The 18,751-nt window shown below is 62.7% G+C and carries 20 protein-coding genes; 13 read left to right on the top strand and 7 right to left on the bottom strand.

Going from position 1 to position 18,751, the window contains the following annotated elements:
* Positions 1-26 precede the first annotated feature (26 nt).
* From EKM88_RS00760 to EKM88_RS00700, 13 genes are all read left to right on the top strand, one after another.
* Positions 27-473: a MarR family winged helix-turn-helix transcriptional regulator gene (locus EKM88_RS00760; protein ID WP_125702271.1), complete on the top strand. Its 447-nt coding sequence runs from the start codon at positions 27-29 to the stop codon at positions 471-473.
* Positions 474-494: 21 nt separating this feature from the next.
* Positions 495-1,448, top strand: coding sequence for a beta-ketoacyl-ACP synthase 3 (locus tag EKM88_RS00755; protein WP_125702270.1), 954 nt, complete (start codon positions 495-497; stop codon positions 1,446-1,448).
* A gap of 43 nt (positions 1,449-1,491) precedes the next feature.
* Positions 1,492-1,725: an acyl carrier protein gene (locus tag EKM88_RS00750; RefSeq protein ID WP_125702269.1), complete on the top strand. Its 234-nt coding sequence runs from the start codon at positions 1,492-1,494 to the stop codon at positions 1,723-1,725.
* A gap of 15 nt (positions 1,726-1,740) precedes the next feature.
* Positions 1,741-2,718, top strand: coding sequence for a nitronate monooxygenase (locus EKM88_RS00745; protein ID WP_125702268.1), 978 nt, complete (start codon positions 1,741-1,743; stop codon positions 2,716-2,718).
* A complete protein-coding gene (locus EKM88_RS00740) occupies positions 2,718-3,599 on the top strand; it encodes an ACP S-malonyltransferase (RefSeq protein ID WP_125702267.1) in 882 nt (293 codons plus the stop codon). Before EKM88_RS00745 ends, EKM88_RS00740 begins: the two co-directional genes overlap by 1 nt.
* 4 nt (positions 3,600-3,603) lie before the next feature.
* Entirely contained in the window at positions 3,604-4,335 is a 732-nt protein-coding gene (fabG, locus tag EKM88_RS13385; protein WP_125702266.1) for a 3-oxoacyl-[acyl-carrier-protein] reductase, read from the top strand.
* A 9-nt stretch (positions 4,336-4,344) separates the two neighbouring features.
* The gene (gene fabF / locus EKM88_RS13380) at positions 4,345-5,577 is read left to right on the top strand and encodes a beta-ketoacyl-ACP synthase II (RefSeq protein WP_125702265.1); all 1,233 of its coding nucleotides are present in this window, start codon (positions 4,345-4,347) and stop codon (positions 5,575-5,577) included.
* The gene (gene accB, locus EKM88_RS00725) at positions 5,570-6,043 is read left to right on the top strand and encodes an acetyl-CoA carboxylase biotin carboxyl carrier protein (RefSeq protein ID WP_125702264.1); all 474 of its coding nucleotides are present in this window, start codon (positions 5,570-5,572) and stop codon (positions 6,041-6,043) included. The genes fabF and accB overlap by 8 nt, the downstream gene beginning before the upstream one ends.
* 18 nt (positions 6,044-6,061) lie before the next feature.
* The gene (gene fabZ, locus EKM88_RS00720; protein ID WP_125702263.1) at positions 6,062-6,484 is read left to right on the top strand and encodes a 3-hydroxyacyl-ACP dehydratase FabZ; all 423 of its coding nucleotides are present in this window, start codon (positions 6,062-6,064) and stop codon (positions 6,482-6,484) included.
* A gap of 30 nt (positions 6,485-6,514) precedes the next feature.
* Positions 6,515-7,879 carry an acetyl-CoA carboxylase biotin carboxylase subunit gene (locus tag EKM88_RS00715; protein ID WP_125702262.1) on the top strand — a complete coding sequence of 455 codons (1,365 nt, stop codon included), beginning with the start codon at positions 6,515-6,517 and terminating at the stop codon, positions 7,877-7,879.
* 19 nt (positions 7,880-7,898) lie between these two features.
* Complete coding sequence (locus tag EKM88_RS00710; protein ID WP_125702261.1) at positions 7,899-8,732, top strand: acetyl-CoA carboxylase carboxyltransferase subunit beta; 834 nt, start codon at positions 7,899-7,901, stop codon at positions 8,730-8,732.
* Positions 8,725-9,486: an acetyl-CoA carboxylase carboxyltransferase subunit alpha gene (locus tag EKM88_RS00705; protein WP_125702260.1), complete on the top strand. Its 762-nt coding sequence runs from the start codon at positions 8,725-8,727 to the stop codon at positions 9,484-9,486. The genes EKM88_RS00710 and EKM88_RS00705 overlap by 8 nt, the downstream gene beginning before the upstream one ends.
* Before the next feature lie 119 nt (positions 9,487-9,605).
* Positions 9,606-10,013 carry a pyridoxamine 5'-phosphate oxidase family protein gene (locus EKM88_RS00700; protein ID WP_125702259.1) on the top strand — a complete coding sequence of 136 codons (408 nt, stop codon included), beginning with the start codon at positions 9,606-9,608 and terminating at the stop codon, positions 10,011-10,013.
* A 124-nt stretch (positions 10,014-10,137) separates the two neighbouring features.
* Here EKM88_RS00700 and EKM88_RS00695 read toward each other — a convergent pair whose 3' ends face one another.
* From EKM88_RS00695 to rhaB, 7 genes are all read right to left on the bottom strand, one after another.
* Positions 10,138-10,950 carry a PTS system mannose/fructose/sorbose family transporter subunit IID gene (locus tag EKM88_RS00695; RefSeq protein ID WP_164511945.1) on the bottom strand — a complete coding sequence of 271 codons (813 nt, stop codon included), beginning with the start codon at positions 10,948-10,950 and terminating at the stop codon, positions 10,138-10,140.
* Positions 10,931-11,827, bottom strand: coding sequence for a PTS mannose/fructose/sorbose/N-acetylgalactosamine transporter subunit IIC (locus tag EKM88_RS00690; RefSeq protein ID WP_125702257.1), 897 nt, complete (start codon positions 11,825-11,827; stop codon positions 10,931-10,933). Before EKM88_RS00690 ends, EKM88_RS00695 begins: the two co-directional genes overlap by 20 nt.
* Positions 11,828-11,832: 5 nt before the next feature.
* Complete coding sequence (locus EKM88_RS00685; protein WP_125702256.1) at positions 11,833-12,315, bottom strand: PTS system mannose/fructose/N-acetylgalactosamine-transporter subunit IIB; 483 nt, start codon at positions 12,313-12,315, stop codon at positions 11,833-11,835.
* Positions 12,316-12,328: 13 nt separating this feature from the next.
* A complete protein-coding gene (locus tag EKM88_RS00680) occupies positions 12,329-14,851 on the bottom strand; it encodes a family 78 glycoside hydrolase catalytic domain (protein ID WP_164511944.1) in 2,523 nt (840 codons plus the stop codon).
* Between the two features lie 171 nt (positions 14,852-15,022).
* Complete coding sequence (gene rhaD, locus EKM88_RS00675; RefSeq protein ID WP_225418397.1) at positions 15,023-15,901, bottom strand: rhamnulose-1-phosphate aldolase; 879 nt, start codon at positions 15,899-15,901, stop codon at positions 15,023-15,025.
* A gap of 18 nt (positions 15,902-15,919) precedes the next feature.
* A complete protein-coding gene (locus EKM88_RS00670; RefSeq protein ID WP_125702253.1) occupies positions 15,920-17,188 on the bottom strand; it encodes an L-rhamnose isomerase in 1,269 nt (422 codons plus the stop codon).
* A complete protein-coding gene (gene rhaB / locus EKM88_RS00665) occupies positions 17,172-18,644 on the bottom strand; it encodes a rhamnulokinase (protein ID WP_125702252.1) in 1,473 nt (490 codons plus the stop codon). The genes EKM88_RS00670 and rhaB overlap by 17 nt, the downstream gene beginning before the upstream one ends.
* Between the last annotated feature and the right edge of the window lie 107 nt (positions 18,645-18,751).

Raw genomic sequence — 18,751 nt, 5'->3', positions numbered from 1 at the left:
AATATCAAATCATTCGGAGGATCAGTATGACATCGCAGGAAGCAGAGAAACGCATCAACGGTAAATTGGAGGCCGTCTACAAGGACATTCTGTGGCTGGAAGAGGCGGAGCTCAAGAAGAGTCGCTTCAAGGACCTGAGCATCAAGGAGATGCACACGATCGACGCGATCGGCCTGCACGCTGAGCCGTCGTCCGCGACGGTGGCCCGGCGCTTGCATGTGACGGCCGGCACGCTGACCGTGGCGGTGAAAAACCTGGTGCGCAAGGGCTACGTCGAGCGACGCCATGAACAAGGCGATGGCCGGGTGGTCAACCTGGCCTTGACGCGGAAGGGCCGGCTAATGTACCGCGCCCATGCCGCCTACCACCAGAAGATGGTGGCGTCATTCGTGACCGGCTTCAATGACCATGAAGTCGGGCTGATCGAAAGCGCCTTGGACAACCTCCTGAGCTTCCTGGCGACCCAGCGCTGACCCAACAGAAAGTGAGTCCTCGTGAGAATTAGCCAAACTGCGGCATTTTTGCCGCCTAAAACGGTGCCCAATGCGGCACTCACCCCGTTTTTTGACACCTCGGACGAGTGGATCCGCACCCGTACCGGCATCGCCACCCGCCACGTGGTCACCCGCGAAACCAACGCCGACCTCGCGCTGGCGGTGGCCCAGCGGCTGGTGACCCAGGCGGGCTGCGACCCCCAGGCCTTGGACTTTATCATCGTGGCGACCATGAGTCCGGATTACCAGACCCCGTCAGTCGCCAACCAGGTCCAAGGGGCGCTGGGCGCCACGAACGCCGCGGCGTTCGATGTGAGCGCGGCGTGTGCCGGGTTCGTCTACGCCTTGGACACGGCCGCGGGCCTGCTGGCGCGCGGCGCCACCCAGGGCCTCGTCATCGGCAGTGAGGTGCTGTCCCGACTGGTGGACTGGCATGACCGCCGCACCGCGGTGCTGTTCGGCGATGGGGCCGGTGGGGTCCTGGTGACCGCCGCCGGCCCCGCGCCGGTCAGTCGCCTGCGGAGCTTTGGCGAAGATTGGGCGCGGCTGACCGCTGGCGGCGCCGCCAACCACAGCCCGTTCGCCACCGGCCCCACCCCGGCCCCAATGTTTGCCATGGACGGCCGGGCGGTGTTCCACTTCGCCACCCAAACCGTGGCTAGCGAGGTGCAGGCGCTGCTCGATGGTGCCGGGCTGGCCCCGCAAGCCATCGACCAGTTCGTGATGCATCAGGCCAACGCCCGGATCCTCTCGAGCCTGGCCAAGCGGCTGGCGGTACCGGCCGAGCGGTTCCCGAGCAATATCGCCACCGTGGCGAACACCAGCGCCGCCAGCATCCCGATCCTGCTGCACGAGCTCGCCCAAACCGGCGCGCTGCCCACGTGGCACCACCTGGTGCTGGGCGGCTTCGGGGGCGGCCTGAACGTCGGCACGATGCTGCTGACGCAACCCTAACTGACGCTTTTTTCACCCAACCATTCAAAAGGAGCAATTCTTTATGACAAACGACGCTATTTTCACCAAAGTACAAGCCATCATCGCAGACCAGCTGGACAAGGAACCAGCAGCCGTGCAACTGACCACGGACCTGAAGAACGACCTGGCCGCAGACAGCCTCGACGTGTTTGAGATCATCAACGAAATCGAAGACGAGTTTGACGTGACCATTGAAGCCGATGACCCGATCAACACGGTGGCGGACCTCGTCGATTACATCGGCAAAACCGCGTAGGAAGGAAGTGGCGCAATGAGCCCATTATTCGAAGCACTGGGCACCCGCTACCCGATTTTCCAAGGCGGAATGGCCTGGGTGGCGGATGCCCATTTGGCCCTGGCGGTGTCCGAAGCCGGCGGGCTGGGCATCATCGGCGCCGGCCATGCCCCAGCAGATTACGTGCGCGCGCAGATTCGCGCGGTCAAAGCCCGCACTACGCGGCCGTTCGGGGTCAACATTATGTTGCTGTCGCCGTACGTGGATGAAATCGTCGCGATGGTCGCTGAAGAACACGTGGCGGTCGTGACGACCGGTGCCGGCGACCCGGCCAAGTATTTGCCTCAGCTGCAGGCCGCCGGCACCAAGGTGTTACCGGTCGTGCCTTCGGTTGGCCTCGCCAAGCGCATGGTGCGCGCCGGCGTCGATGGCGTGGTGGCAGAAGGCATGGAAAGCGGCGGCCACATCGGCAGCCTGACGACCATGGCCTTGGTGCCGCAGGTGGTGGATGCGGTGGACGTGCCGGTGATCGCGGCCGGCGGGATCGCCGATGGGCGCGGCATGGCCGCGGCCCTGGCGCTTGGCGCCGTGGGCGTTCAGATGGGCACGCGCTTTTTGGTGGCCACTGAGACGCACATCCACCCGAACTACAAGGCCGCGGTGCTCGCGGCCAAGGATGTCGGCACGCTGGTGACCGGTCAGTACGTCGGGCACGCCGCGCGCGTGCTGAAAACGCCGATGAGCCGCAATTTTGTCACCCTGGAAAAGCAGATCGCCCTATCTGGCACGGACGACTTCACCGCCATCGAGGAGCTGGGTAACGGGAGTCTGCGGCGCGGGGTGCAAGACGGCGACCGCGAACGCGGGTCGTTCATGGCCGGCGAAGTCGCCGGCATGGTCACCAAGGAGCAGCCCGCCGCAGAAATTTTGGCCGAGGTCGCAGCCGGTGCCGCCAAGCTCTTGGCAGGCAGTCCGCTGGCCGCCAACCTCCACCCGACCAAGGTGGTGAGTTGATGGCCACCGCCTATTTATTTCCCGGCCAAGGCAGTGAGCGCGCGGGCATGGGGCGCGCTTTTAACACTAATAGTTTGATATTCAAAGAAACTATCGCCGCCGCGGATGCCGTGCTACCCTTCTCCCTGCCTGATTACCTCTTTGGCGCGGCGCCGCTGGTCGACCACCCCGATTGGCTTCAGCCGGCGCTGGTGGCCTACCAAGTCGCCTTGTTCCGGATGACCACCCCCACACCTCAACCCGCGGATGTGGTGATGGGGCTGAGCCTCGGCGAGTACAGCGCGCTGATCGCCGCGGGGATGCTGACTCTATCGGCGGGACTGAAGCTGGTGGCCGCTCGCGGGACCGCGATGCGGGCCGCCGCCGCGCAAAACCCCGGCGGTATGCTGGCACTGCGGGCCCCGGACCCGGCGGTCTTGGCCGCTGTGCTGGCCGTGCCCGAGGTGTGGCTGGCCAACCGCAACAGCCCCAAGCAGGTGATCCTCGGCGGGCGTGAGGCGGGGCTGGCCCAGGCGCAGGCCATTTTGGCGGCGCACGGTCAGCGGGCCATGCGCCTGCCCGTGGCCGGGGCGTTTCACACCCCGCTGATGGCCCCGGCCGCCCCGGCGCTGCAAGCCGCGTTTGCGCTGACCCCCGTGCGGGCGGCCCGGCTGCAAACGCTGAGCACCACCACGTTTGCGCCGTTCGCCCCAAGCACGGTGGCGGCCACGCTGGTCGCGCAGATGGCCACCCCGACGGATTTTGCCCGGGCCGTGACCCAGGTGGCGCCTGGCGTCACCCGCTTCGTTGAGGTTGCCGAAACGCCGGTGCTCACCAAGCTGGTGCGTCAAAGCGTGCCGGCGGCCACCACCCAGCTCGCCGGCGCAGTCAAGGAGGTTTGAAAACATGTTACTCACAGATAAAGTGGCGCTGGTCACCGGCAGTACGCGCGGGATCGGCGCCGCCATCGCCCGCGACCTGGCGCAGGCCGGCGCGCATGTGGTGCTGAACGGCACCACGGCCGTGCCGGCGGCGTTGGTCACCGAGCTGCAGGCGCTGGGGCACGAGGTCCTGGCGCTGCCGGCGCGCATCGATGATGCCGACGCTGCGGCCACCTTGGTTCAGGCCACCCTGGCGCACTTTGGCCGCTTGGATATTTTGGTCAACAACGCGGGGATCACGAAAGATGGCCTGGCCATGCGCATGACGCCCGCGCAGTTCAATGACGTCATCGCCGTGAACCTGAACGGCACCTTCAACGTCACCCAGCCGGCGTTCAAGGCGATGATGAAAGCCAAGCAAGGCGTCATCGTCAACCTGAGCAGCGTGGTGGGGTTGACCGGCAACATCGGCCAGGCCAACTATGCCGCCAGCAAGGCCGGGGTCATCGGGCTGACCAAGAGCCTGGCCAAGGAAGGCGCGATGCGCGGCGTGCGCGTGAACGCGGTAGCGCCTGGCATGATCGCCACGCAGATGACTGCCGGCCTCAGCGCCAGCGTGCAGGCCGATCTGACGCAGGCCATTCCGCTGAAGCGATTTGGTCAGCCTGAAGAAGTCGCCAGTGCGGTGCGCTTTTTGATTGAAAATGCCTATGTCACCGGGCAAGTGCTGACGGTTGACGGCGGCTTAACGAGCTAGGAGGTTCCTATGAAACGAGTAGTTGTGACTGGAATGGGTACCATTAACGCCATCGAGCACGATGTGGCCAGCACCTTGGCCGCGATGCAGGCGGGCACGCTGGGCATCGCCCCGATCACGTTGTTCGATGCCAGCGCCACCGGCATCCATGTCGCTGGCGAGGTGAAAGACTTTGACCCGACCATGCGGCTGGATCGCAAGCAAACCAAGCGAATGGACCGCTACACGCAGTTGGCCCTGACGTCTGCGATCGAGGCCATGGCCCAAGCCGATGTGGTGGGACATGTTGCGCCAGAGCGCCTCGCGGTGATCTACGGCTCCGGCATCGGTGGGCTGACCACCACGCAGGAGCAGGTGATCAAAATGCACGACAAGGGCCCCAAGCGGGTCTCCCCGATGTTCGTGCCGATGGCCATCATCAACATGGCGCCGGGCCTCATCGCCCAGCAGTTCGGCGCGCACGGGGCCAGCTACGCCGTGGTCACCGCCTGTGCTTCGGGTACCAGTGCCATCGGCCAGGCCATGCAGCACATTCGCGCCGGGCTGGCCGATGTCGTCATCACCGGCGGCGCGGAGGCCTCAGTGAACGAAATCGGCATCGCCGGGTTCGCCGCGCTGACCGCGCTGAGCCCTGCCAGTGACCCGGCGCAGGCCAGCCTCCCCTTCGGCAGCCACCGCAGTGGGTTTGTGATGGGCGAAGGCGCTGGGACGCTGGTGCTAGAAGACTACGACCACGCGGTGCGCCGTGGCGCCACTATTTTAGGGGAAATCGCCGGCTACGGCAGCACCAGTGACGCGTATCACATGACCGCGCCAGACCCCAGCGGGGCCGAAGCGGCGCGCGCCATGCAGCTCGCGATCGCAGATGCCGGGTTGACCCCGGCGGCGATCGGCTACGTCAACGCGCACGGCACGGCCACAGCCGCTAACGACGCGATGGAAAGCCGCGCGATCGACCAGGTTTTCGGCCCGCATGGCGTGCGCGTCAGCTCCACCAAGGCGCTGGTCGGGCACCTGCTGGGCGCGGCCGGCAGCGTTGAGGCCATCCTCACACTTGGGGCCCTGAACGCCCACCGCTTACCGCAAAACTGGACGCAGGATACGCAGGATCCGACCTGCACGATCGACCTCGTCGATGCCACGCATGTGGCCACGACGACCACCGCCGCCTTGAGCAACTCGTTTGGCTTTGGCGGGCATAACGCCGTGCTGGCGCTGCGAGGAGGCGACGCCCTTGGATGAGGGATTGATCGAGCGCCTGATGGCTAAGCTGGCCGCCAGCGACCTGAGCGAACTGCAACTCACGCAAGGCCCGGACCAACTCGTGCTGCGCAAGGGTGGCCTGCCGGCGCCCACTGCGGCTACGCCAGCGCCCGCCCCTGCGGCCCCTGGCACGCCCCCAGCCTCCGGCACAGTCCCGGCCCCCGCGGTACCGCCCACGGCGCCGGCCGAACCAGCCGGCCCCACGCTCAAAGCGCCACTGGTGGGCATCGTCTACCTGGCGCCCAAGCCCGGGGCCAAACCGTTCGTCCAGGTCGGCCAGCCGGTTGCGGCTGGCGACGTGGTCTGCATCATCGAATCCATGAAGATGATGAACGAGATCAAGGCGGAAACCGCGGGCACGATCAGCGCCGTGCTGGTTCAGGACGAAAGTCTGGTGGAGTACGACCAGGCGCTGTTTTCGCTCACCCCGGATGCTGACGCTTAGCCACAAGGAGGACACAATATGTTAGAAGCAGAAGAAATTATGACGATTTTACCGCACCGCTACCCGATGCTGATGGTGGATCGGGTGCTCGCCCTGACGCCCGGCGAACGCGTGGTGGCGATCAAAAACGTGTCGATGAACGAGGCGATTTTCCAGGGGCATTTCCCGGGCAACCCGACCTTCCCTGGCGTGTTTGAGCTTGAGGCGCTGGCCCAAGCAGGGGCCATTGCGCTGTTGACGCTGCCCGAATTCAAGGGCAAGACCGTCTACCTGGGCGGCATCAGCAAGGCGAAGTTTCGCAAAATGGTGCGCCCCGGCGACACGCTGCGGCTGGAGGTCGCGCTGACCAAGCGCCTGGCCAATGCCGGCAGCGGCGACGCCAAGGCCTACGTCGGGGATGACCTAGCCTGCAGCGCCACGCTGACCTTCGCCATTCAGTGACGCGACCCCCAAAGCAAGGAAGTGTGTGCCATGTTTAAGAAAGTACTGATCGCCAACCGCGGCGAAATCGCGGTGCGGCTGGTTCAGGTCCTGCGTGAGCTGGGCATCGCCTCCGTCGCCGTGTACGCCGTGGCCGACCGGCACGCCTTGCACGTGCGGCTGGCCGATGAAGCGATCTGCATCGGCCCCGCCAAGGTCAGCGACTCCTATCTGAATATGAAAAACATTATCTCGGCGGCGGTCCTCACCGGCGCCGAGGCGATCCATCCGGGCTTCGGCTTTCTTGCCGAAAACGCCGACTTCGCCGAGCTCTGCGCGGCCGCGCACGTGACCTTCATCGGCCCCCAGCCGGCGACGATCCGCGCGATGGGCGACAAGGCGGCGGCCCGAACGGCCGTAGCCGCGCTGGGCGTGCCGGTGATCCCCGGCTCCGGCGTGGTGACCGACGTGGCCGCTGCCACTACCGCGGCGGCCAAGCTCGGCTACCCGGTGATGCTGAAGGCGGCGGCCGGCGGCGGCGGCAAAGGCATTCGCCGCGTTGCGACCGAAGCCGCCTTAACGCAAGTGTTCGCGCAGGCCCAGGCCGAAGCCGCGGCCGCTTTTGACGACACCGCCATGTACCTGGAGAAAATCATCACCCCGGCGCAGCACATCGAGGTGCAGGTGCTGGCGGACGGCGCCGGTCACGTGTGGACGTTTCCCGAGCGCGACTGCTCCCTGCAGCGCAACAGCCAAAAGGTCATGGAGCTCTCCCCTTGCCTCAGCATGACGGCCCCTCAGCGGGCGCACCTGCAGCAAGTGGCCGCCACGATCGCCCATGGGGTCCACTACTGCAACGCCGGCACCCTGGAGTTTTTGCGGGACAAGGCGGGGCGGTGCTACTTCATGGAAATGAACACGCGCATTCAGGTGGAGCACCCGGTGACGGAAATGGTCACCGGTGTCGACCTGCTGGCCTGGCAGCTGCGCATCGCCAACGGGGACAGCCTGGCCGCCGACCGCACCCTGGCCCCACACGGCGTCGCCCTGGAGTGCCGGCTGAACGCCGAGGACCCCACGCGCGCCTTCGCCCCAGCGGCCGGTCACCTCGACCAGATCCGGTGGCCGCTCGGGGGGCGTGGAGTCCGCGTCGACCGCGGCGTGGAAAGCGGTGACGTCATCAGTCCGTTCTATGATTCCATGATCGCCAAGCTGATCGTGCACGCCGACACCCAAGCGGCCGCCTTCAGCCGAATGCAGCGCGCCTTGCACGAGCTACGGGTGGTGGGCTTACCCACCACCGCCGCGATGCACGCGGCGCTCCTGCGCGACCCGAAGGTGCAAAACGGCCATGTCGCCACGGATTACCTCACCACGACCTGGCTGCCGCAATGGCTTGCCCCCGCAGCTGATTGATTCCAAAGGGGGAACTTTGATGCGACCAAATGCAGCAACCTTGGCGGCCAACGCCAAAGCAAGAGAATCCGCACTGCCCGATGACTTGTGGGTCACCTGCGGCTTTTGCCACCGCACGGAATACCGCAAGCGCTACGGCGCGGCGCGCGTGTGCGTGCACTGCGGCTACGGGCTGCGCCTCACCACGGCGGCCCGCCTGGCGCAGCTGACGCACCGGTTCACGCCGTGGGACGAGGCCGTTGACCTCAAGACAGCCCCGGCCTTCCCCGGTTACGCCGAAAAACGGGCCCAGGTGCAAGCCACCACCGGCCAGCGCGACAGCGTCCAAACCGGGCTGGCCACCATCGAAGACCAGCGCTGTGCGCTGGCGGTAATGGCGCCCGACTTCATGATGGGGTCGCTCGGGCAGGTCGCCGGCGAGCGGCTGACCCGCCTTTTCGCGCGCGCCACCGCCCAGCGGCTCCCGGTCGTGGTGTTGACAGCCAGCGGCGGCGCCCGGATGCAGGAAGGGATCTTGGCCCTGATGCAGATGGCCAAGGTCTCCGCCGCCGTGGCCGCGCACAGCCAAGCCGGTCTGTTTTACCTGACGGTCCTGACGGATCCGACGATGGGCGGTGTCACGGCCAGTTTTGCGATGCAAGGCGACATCATCATCGCCGAACCGCACGCCATGATCGGATTTGCCGGCCGCCGAGTGATCGAAAGCACCATCAACCAGCAGCTGCCGCATGACTTCCAGCGGGCGGAAACTGCGCTCAAGCAGGGTTTCGTCGATCTGATCGTGCCACGTCCAGCACTGGCCAAGCAGATCGCGGCTCTGCTGGCGATGAACGGCGGGGTGACGCATGACTGAAGCCTATGAAATCGTTCAAGCGGCGCGCACCCCGCGGGCCGAGCCTGTGCGCGCGCTCATCGCTCAGCTCGTCAGCGGTTTTGTCGAGCAACACGGCGACCGCCGGCATGGCGACGACCCCGCGATCATCGGCGGCGTTGGGTGGTTAGGGGCGCAGCCGCTGACCGTCATCGCCACCGACAAGGGCGACACCCTGGCGGAGCGGCTCGCCACCCATTTTGGCGGGCCCGAGCCCTGGGGCTACCGCAAGGCCGAGCGCCTGATGCACCAGGCGGCCAAGTTTCACCGCCCCGTGCTCACCCTGATCAACACGCCTGGCGCGTATCCCGGCCGCGATGCCGAGGAAAACGGCCAAGGCGAGGCCATCGCGTCCCTGCTGCTGACCGCCAGCACCCTGCCCGTCCCGATAATCGCCGTGCTGATCGGCGAAGGCGGCTCCGGCGGGGCGCTGGCCCTGGCCGCCGGCGATGAAGTCTGGATGACGGACCGCAGCATGTACGCGATCCTCTCGCCGGAGGGCTTCGCCTCGATCCTCTGGAAGGACGTGACCCGCGCGCACGAAGCCGCCGGTGTGATGGGCCTGACCCCAGAGACGCTGCTGAAACAGCACGTCATCGAGCGGATCATTCCCGATCAGGGGGCCAGCTTCGGCCCCACCCTGAAGGCTGCCCTGACCACGGCCTTCGCCGCCAAAATTAAGCTGCCAGCCGCCACGCTGCTGGCCCAGCGCCAAGCGCGGTTCCGGCAGTTTTAACGCCTCACGGCCCCGGTTGTTTCACGTGAAACAACCGGGGCCGTGGGCGTTCAGGTGCCTGTCTTTGCGCTTTCAAACGCGTTATACTGGAGGCAAATTCAGAGAAGGAAGTCCTTGCTATGTCCGTTGAAGAAACTTACAACCAGCTGATGACCACTGCCGAAATGATCGCCTTGGCCACCGAAACCACCGCGGGGCACACCCCCAGCGTGCGCTTTGTCTTTTTCCTGCACGCCACCGACCAGCCCAACAAGATCTACTTTGGGACCGCTGGCACTGCGGAAAAAGTGGCGGAGCTGACCGCCAACCCGACCGTGTCTTTTGAAACCGCGCCCGTCAATTTCCAAACCGTGCGCGTGACCGGCGCGCACGTGACGCGCGTCAGCGACCGCAGCGCGTTCTTTGCCGCGATGGATGCGAAGTACCCAAGCTTCAGTCGCTTCACCCCGGAGTACCGCGCCGGGATGGCCGTGTACGCCGCGACCTTTGATGAGGCGCAGGTCGGCGAAGACACGCTCAGTTTCTGACCCAGACCACAAAACCCCAGCCACCACAAGGTGCGATACCTTGCGGTGGCTGGGGTTTTTAGTGCGGCAAGCGCACTCAGCGGCCGGCAATATTGCCGGCCGCTGAGCCATCACGCCTTTTGGCTTAGCCCTTCGCCAAAACGCCGAGCGCGGAGAACAGGACTGACAGGATAAGGACCAGGAAGATGGCCTTCGTTGAGGTCATCCCCTTTTTGCCCAGCAGCCAGTACACCAGCCCCACAATGATTGCCGGCACCATGCGCGGCATGATCATGTCCAGGTTGTTTTGAATGTTCAGTGGCACCGAGCCAATCGTTGGGGCCCACGCGAATTTCACGTTCACCATGGTCGCGACCAGCGCCCCAACCATAAAGATCCCCATCAAACTGGCGGAATCGGTCACCGCGGAGAGCTTGTTGGCCATCTTCGTGACCAAGTTGACCCCCTCTTTGTATGCCCATGGCAGTTGCTTCCACCGGAACAGGATCACGCCCATCTGCGCAATGAACCAGATGACTAACCCCAGCGGATTCCCTTTGATGGCCAGCGTGGCCGCGATGGCCCCGAAGATGGCCGGCAGCAGGGCGCCAAAGATGGAGTCGCCGATTGCGGCAAAGGAGCCCATCAGTCCTGCCTTCATCCCGACAACGGCATCCTTTGCCTTGACCCCCTGCTCTTCTTCAAGCGCAAGGTCGATCCCCGTGATGATGGTGTTGAAGAAGTTCGAGGTATTGAAGAACTGGGTGTGCACCCGCATCATTTCCTTCAGCTCAGGGGTATTATCGCCGTAGATCTTGCGCAGTTGCGGCAAGATCGTGTAGAGATAGCCCGAGCCCTGCATCCGTTCGTAGTTCCAGCCGAGTTCGAACCCGCACAGGCAGCGCAGGTTGATTTGGCGAAAGTCTTGATCCGTTAACTTATAGTTCGTCATCTTCAATTTCCCCCTTCGCGTCAACCGCGGTGGCGACCGCAGCCGCCCCCTTGCTTTCGATCATCGCCGATGCGTGGCTGTAGTTGATCAGCGCCAGTGCCAGCCCGATCAGTGCGATCGCCAGCATGGACAGCCCGTTGAAGCTGCCGCTGAAGTTCTTCACAACACTCCCAACCGCGGTCCCGATCGCCTGAATGTTCCCAAACAGGGTGGTCAGCAGCGCCGTGATCACAAAGCCCAAGAATAAGTAGGACACGTGCTTTTTAAGCGGCAGGTACCGTAGCAAGATCGCAAACCCAACGGCTGGCAGCACAGCCCCCGCAGTGGACATCCCATCACCCAGCCACTTCAGCGGGCCGTTGAGATAAGCCACCACTTTGGCCACCAAGCCGCCTCCAAACGCCAGGGCAAGGAACACGGGGATCATGCGTGACAGGGACCAAGGCAGGATCCCGGCCACGAAGTAGCGCTCGATCCCTTTGTAGTTCATTTTTTCAACTTCGGCATCGATGCGGTGCGCGAAGAAGGTGTTGGTAAAGCGCCCCAGAATATCCATGTAAATCATCAGACTCGCAACTGGCACCGCCAGCGTTGAAACCGCCTGCGTGGCATCCATCCCGGTCGCGACAGAGAATGCCGTTGCCAGGATCGTTCCAGAGTTGGCATCCAGCTTCGAGGCCCCGCCAAAGGTCCCGATCCCCAAGACCATCAGCTGCATACTCCCGCCGATCACCAAGCCCGTCTTCATGTCGCCCATCACGAGCCCCGTCAGCAAGCCACCAAAGATCGGTGTGTTCAGGGAACTCCAGAACTGAATTTCATCAATTACTTGATAACCCGCATATAATGTCAGAATTAAAATTTGCCACCACTGAATTGACATCCCGTTCACTCCTTACGTAGTAGTTTTTCAAAGTCTTGTGCGTCATCCGCTGGTACCATCTGCGCCACGAGGCGAACGCCCAGCTGCTTCAACTGCTCAAAGGCGGTCACGTCTGCCGGCGCAACGTTGATCGACTTCGAGATATGTTTCGTGTCATCGCTTTGGGACATATTGCCGACATTGATCTCTTTGATCGGCACCCCTTTTTGAACCAGCTGAAGGAGCGTTGCCGGCTTCTTCGCCACCACGAAGACGCGCTGCTTGTCGTACCGCCCAGCCAGGACGTGGTCGGCTGCCGTGTCGACAGTCAACACCGAAAGCCGGACCCCTGTTGGTGTCGCCATGCGCAAGCCGGATTTTTCAATCTGGCTTTGCGCCACCGCATCATCCACCACCAAGATTCGGTCAATCAATAACTTGGTCGTCCAAAGGTTGGCCACCTGGCCGTGCACCAGTCGACCATCGATGCGTGTTGCCGTAATTGTCATTTCACTACCTCCATTATGCGTTTTTGACTGCAGTCAGGGTGACCTCGGCGCGGGTCGCCGCCTTGTCAACCGCGACTTGATAGCCTTGCGCGGCCAGCGCGGCCTGATCGATCTGCAAGGTAACGGTGGGCTGCCAAGTCAGCGCCACAACGTAACCGGTTGGCGTTTTTGTCAGCCGGACGGTGGCCAAGTCGCCCAATTGCCCGGCGATCGCCGCTTCGCCATGCCCCAAGTAGGGGGCGAAGCGAAGCGTCTTGGCGTCCACCAGGGTCAACCCGAGGAGCCGCTCCGTCATCCATTGGGTGTAAGCGCTAAACATCGCATGGTTGAACGAGCCGTTTTCTAAATCAAAGAACTCGTTCATCGTCTGATTGCCCAGTGCGGCCATACTGTAAAAACTCGGCTGAAGGCGCCGCGTCAGCCATTGGTAAACCAGGTCATCACGCCCGAGTTGATACAGCAAGGCGTAGCTCATCTTCATCCCCCAGATGCCTGAATCCAGGTAGCCCGTCTGGGTGATCTGGGTGATGAACTGCGTCGCCACTGCTGCGCGCGCTTCTGTCGGTGCCATGTCGGCAAACAACGCATAGGCACTCGCAGACTGGCTGCCCGTCCCGTAAACCCCCTTTCCGTGATAAAACTCATCATTGATCGCTGCCTTCACGGTCCTCAACTTCTCATCCAGGGCTTGGAGCAGGTCAGCATCCTCAAGTCCATACACCTGAAAGACCCGGCGAATGTCACGCAGGTTCAGGTAGAACATCACCGCACATTCAAAGTCCTGATCGGGCGGCACAGAGCGCCCGTGCACCCCACCCACAAAGACGGCGGAGATGGCGGCCCAGTCTCCCAAGCAGCAGTGTTTCGCGTAGTCATAGTCGAAGGCTAAGACATACTTGGCAAACCGCTTGAAGGCCTGCGCTTCTGTTGGGGTCATCTGGGTTTGCCCGTAGTACCGCGCCCGGGCCAGCGGGATGGCGGTGAAGACCTTCTGCCACCCCCAAGCACCCGCTTTGTCGGAGGGGCCGTTGGACTTGATGCCCATGTACGGCGCGGTTTGCGTCACCCCGCCGGCCTCGTGTTGCTCCAGCAGGAAGTCATCCCACACCTTTTCGATCATCTGCTGCGACTCAAACGCATAGACTTGCGAGTCGATCAGGATCGCGGCATCACCCGCGTAGCCCAATCGCTCGCGTGCGCAGTCCTCGTAATAGGAGTGGATATTGTTTAGCTTCGTGGTATTGGCCAGGGCCCAAATTTCCTCAAGAAGCGGATTGCTGGCGCTGAATTGGGTCCGCGGGCGCATTGCCGTGTGCACGATCTCGGCCGTCAGCTGCGCCACTTCCGTCAACTGAATGCCGGTGAATTCCACGTAGCGAAACGAGTGGTACGTGAACCGGTTCTCGAAGTGATAAGGGTCTGCCGATGCCGCTTTGGTCACTTCATCGTGTTGCATCACGGGGCGATCCTCGTCGATGCCACTATCATTGCGGCCGTAGATCCCCGGGATCGTGCTGACTTGGTCCAACCGGCCGGCAACGAGCCGCTCCGCGTAATCAATGGTGACCGTGCCCGCAAACGCCGCCGCTAGGTCACAGGCGAGAAAGCCCGAGACAATGCGACCAAAGTCCACGATAAAGTGCTGGTCATCCTGAGCCACAACGCGGTACGTGGATACCCGCGCGGCGACCGTCACCTTTTCGATCCGAGAAGGCACTAATTCCGCGGTGGGGCTGGCGATCTGCACGACTTTCCCGATCCGCGCGGGCCGCGCCGCATCGACTTGAACTCGCTCGCCAATAAAGACGTTATCGAAGACCCGCGCCCCGTCCGTGACGCGCCAGGTCCGATCCGTGGTCAGCCGGTCGATCAGCTGCCCGGCCCGATAGAACTCAAGGTTGGCAACCAGGCAGGGGAAGCCGATGCTCATTCGGTCTCGCACGTTATACTTCATGTTCATCCGCAATGGTGCCGGGTTGAACCACCCGTTGCCCAACTCCACCGTGATCAGGTTATGGGTCGGCTGCAGGAGGGCTTGGATCTGATAGGTATCAAAGTAAACCCGTTTGCGGTAGGTTGTGAGGTCCGTGTTCAACTCGGCGGGGCTCACCGGTTGGCCGTTGATCAAGCAGCGGTAGTACCCCAACCCCACAATATCCAGAAACACCTGGTCCGCATCCGCCGCATCAAACTCACGGGAAAACACCATGTTGGGGCGGTTCTCATAAAACGCAAACTCACGCATTGTGGGGTCGTCCAACCGCGTGATCCATGGCGCACGCGCCAGCGCATCGCTGGCCGTGACGAACTGCTGGGTCACTTGCTGCGTCTCACAGTGTAACGTTGCGGTCACGGTCGTTCGCGCGGGGAACGCGCTCAGATCCAGGACCTGCCCCGGGGCGTTTTGCACCGCGAGTGTTTGCTGAATCCCACCGCCACATAACGTCAGCGTCGTTGGGGGCGTCTCGACAAGCCACGTCAATTGAACCGGCCGACTGACGTCCACGGCGTTCAGATTCACATTGCCGTTTACCATTAATTGCACTTCTATCATCCCTTTCTCAACAGACGCTGCAGAAGTCTGTCGTTGCAACCCTCTACGCTACCAAAGTTAAGCGTTTTCAACAAAGCCAACAATGACAAAATTCAAGATGGATTAGAACAAAACCACAGGTCCTCGTCGAGCACATCACATTCTGTGAAATTTTCACGCCAGGGGCAACTGCTGCAGCGCCGCACCGACCATGAAGCGCGGGTCCGGTGTGATGCCAAAGCGCGTGGCAAGCGCCTGAAGCTCGCGATCCGTGATCTCCGCCAGACACCGCCCGCCTTGCGCACAGATGGTGGTGTAAATCTGTGCCGCCTTCTCTGCCGTTTCAATTAACCCAAACGCTTCATCCACACTGCACCCGGTGCCGAACAGCCCGTGCTGCGCCCACAAGACCAGCCTGAAGGTGGCCATCTTGGCCGCCGTCGCCTCACCGATCGCATTGGTGCCCGGGGTCATGTATGGCAACACGCCAACGCCTTCGGGGAAAACCACGAGCGATTCCGCCTGCATTTTCCACAGGATCCGTGTCAAGGTGCACTCGTCCAGCGGCACCGTGAAGCTCATCGCGATCAGGTTGGTCGGGTGGCAGTGCATCACGACCCGGTGCGTCGGATCCTGTTGCAACCGCTGCGCGTGCGTCATCAGGTGCGTTGGCAATTCACTGGTGGGAAACCCCCCGTCCGTGAACCCCCAGACAATTTCACCGGTTGTGCCCGTGGCGCTGATCCGCACCAAGCCGGCATCACGGGCGGGGAAATCCTGAACGTTCTTAAAGTAGCGCCCCGTCCCGGTCACCAGGAAATACTGTCCCGCCAGCGCCTGCGCGTCAAAGCCCAGGGGCACCTGCCGCCCTGTTGCGGCAACGTCTGCAAAGCCCGCGACTTCCTCGGGGTGCAGCAAAATGCTGACGTTGCCGCCGTTTCGCTCATCCCAGCCGTGGCGGTAAAGGTTCTGGGTCACCTGTTGCAACTGCCGCACATAAGGCGATGTCACAAACTGGCGGTCAAACTCCGGATCAAAACTACATGGTGTCATCATCATTACCCCTTTTTCCTACCGTTTCGCCAAAACCTGCTGCTCGTACGCGCGCACCGTGCTGAGCCATGTCAGCCCCACCGGAACGCCTTGATCCGCGCAGAACTTATCCCAGACGGCGCCAAACGGATAACTCTTCAGCCCCTCGGTCGTCACCAACCGCGTGGTGAAATCGCCTGCGCGCTCCGCCTGCGCGAGTGCCTCAGTCGGCTCAAGCAACGCCTGCAGCAACGCTTGTTGCATCGCCCGCGCCCCCACCACCCAAGCGGCGATCCGGTTGATGGTCGCGTCAAAGAAGTCCAGCCCCAGGTGAACCCGGCTCAGGTAATCATCGCGCACCAGACTGTGCGCGATATTCATCAGCGCATCGTCAAGGATGACCACGTGATCCGAATCCCATCGCACCGGTCGGGAAACGTGCATGTACAGCCCCTTACTTGCAAACGGCAAGACCGCGCTGAACTTATCCGAAACATCCTCCGTTGGGTGCCAGTGGCCTGCGTCGATCGTCCACAGTTTACCGCGGGTCAACGCGTAATTGTTATAAAATAGGTGCGACCCGGCCGTGTAGGACTCGATCCCGGTGCCAAACAGCTTGCCTTCAAAAGCGTCGATCGTGTGCGCCTCAGGATAAGGGGTCGCCTCGATTTCATCCAGCGCAGTCAGTAACCGTTCACGCGGGCCGCGCTTGCTGATCGGATTGTCCTTTGACCCATCGGGGATCCAGAGGTTGTTGATGACCTGCTGCCCCAACCGTTGCCCCATGTAATCGGCAATGCGCCGCGCAAGCTTACCGTGCGCGATCCAGTACGCGCGCACCGCAGGGTCCGGCGAGGTCAGCGTCAGGTTGTCTTTCATCATCGTGTTCGCCATGAAGGTGCCGTTGAAGTCGAGCCCCACGCCCTGTGCCAGCGCCCAGTCGATCCAAAAATCAAAGTCTTCGGGTTCAACGTCATTCACGTCCACCGGCTTAGGTACGACCGCGTACATCGCGTGCAGGGCCACCTTATGCTGATGCCCGGGGATCAGCTTGAGGGCTTGCGCCAGGTCGGCTGCCAACTCCGCCGGGGTGCGCGCGCGCCCTGGGTACTGCCCCGACACGGCAATTCCGCCGCTCAGTGGCTGGTCCGGGGTCAAGAAGCCCTGAACATCATCCCCCTGCCAGCAATGCAACGCGAGGCTGCACTGCGCAAGTCTGGCCATCGCCTGATCGGTGTCCACTCCGATGCGCTGGTACTGTTCCCGAGCCAAATCATATGCTTGCTCAATTTCATTTTGCTGCGTCACGAGACTGCCTCCAATTAGTCAAAAAATTCTGGTACTGCTGTTGCGTTGCCGCTAGGTCGCGCTGCGGGCCGAACTGCGTCGGCGGAAAGGTCGCCCGGATCAGCGCTCGGGCCGCGGTGAGGGTAGCAACCGCGCCGGTCGTCATCATCTGCACGGCAATGTTGCCCAGGGCGGTCGCTTCTGTTGGCCCTGCCCACACGGTCAGCCCAGTCAGGTCCGCCGTGACCTGATTGAGCGCCTGCAGATTGGCGCCGCCGCCCACCACCCACAGCTGGGTGAGCGGCGCCGGCACCAACACTTTTAACTCGGTCACGGCGGCCGCGTAGGTGAGGGCCAGGCTGTCGTACACGCTTCGCGCCAGCTGCGCCAGCGTCTGCGGCACCGGTTGCCCGCTTTCTCGCGCAAAACGCTGGATCGCGGTTTGCATGCGCGCCGGATTAACAAAACGCGGATCACTCAGATCCAGCAGCGTCCGGAACGGCTGCTCCTGGTCGGCCTGCTGCGCCAGCGTGGCAAAGTCTTGCTGCGGCGCACATTCGCGCCGCAAGCACTGGACCATCCACAGCCCGGCGATATTTTTCAAAAAGCGGTAGGTGCCGAACGCGCCCCATTCATTCGTGTAATTCGCGTGAAAGGCCGCCGTGCCCGTGTTCGGTGCCGTCAGTTCGCGGCCGATCAATGACCAGGTCCCGGAGCTGAGAAACGCCCAGTTATCCCCGGCAGCCGGCGTGCCCACCACTGCGCTGGCGGTATCGTGCGTCGCCACCGTGATCACCGTTGTGGCCGGCAGCCCATACGCGGCCACCAGTTCGGGCCGGATCGGCCCCAAGACCGTCCCCGCATCCACCAAGGGGGCGAACTGATCGGGACGCACGTGGAGTCGCTCAAGCAACTCCGAGTCAAACAGTGACTGCCGAAGGTTCAGCATCTGGGTCGTTGAGGCGTTGGTCACCTCGCTGACCGCTTGGCCCGTCAGCACGTAGCCGAGGTAATCAGGGATCAGCATGATCTTTGCCGCATCGGCGAGCAGCGCCTGATCTTCGCGGTACAGCTGGTACAGCGTATTGAACTGCTGAAACTGAATGCCGGTTTTTTCGTAAAGGACCGCCTTAGGCACCTCTGTCGTGAGGGCCTCAATGGCCCGATCCGTGCGCGCATCCCGGTAGCAAACCGGATCGGCCAGTTTTTGGCCCTGCCGATCGACCAGCACGTAATCCACGGCCCAAGTGTCGATCCCTAGCGTCACCTCGTCGTAACCCAGCGCGCGCACTTCGGCCAAGCCACGCAAAATTTCATCAACTAGCCGGTCCACCAGCCATCGGTCGTGCCCGGCCTGATGCGCGAACTGGTTGCTAAAGCGGCTCACTTCCTTCAGCTGCAGTCGGCCGGCTACGAGTGTTCCGAGCACTACGCGGCCGCTTGACGCCCCAATATCAACCGCTACCCAGGGTTTCATGCCGTCACCATCCTTCGCCTATCTTGACTTTACTTTGTGAAATCATTATTATTAAACCGTTTTCAACGTCCGGTCACAATGACAGATCCGCGGCAAAAAAGGATCAT

The sequence above is a fragment of the Lacticaseibacillus daqingensis genome, from assembly GCF_003946115.1.
Lineage (GTDB): Bacteria > Bacillota > Bacilli > Lactobacillales > Lactobacillaceae > Lacticaseibacillus > Lacticaseibacillus daqingensis.
Note: the sequence above shows the minus strand (reverse complement) of the source record. Positions and strands in the feature narration are given on the sequence as shown.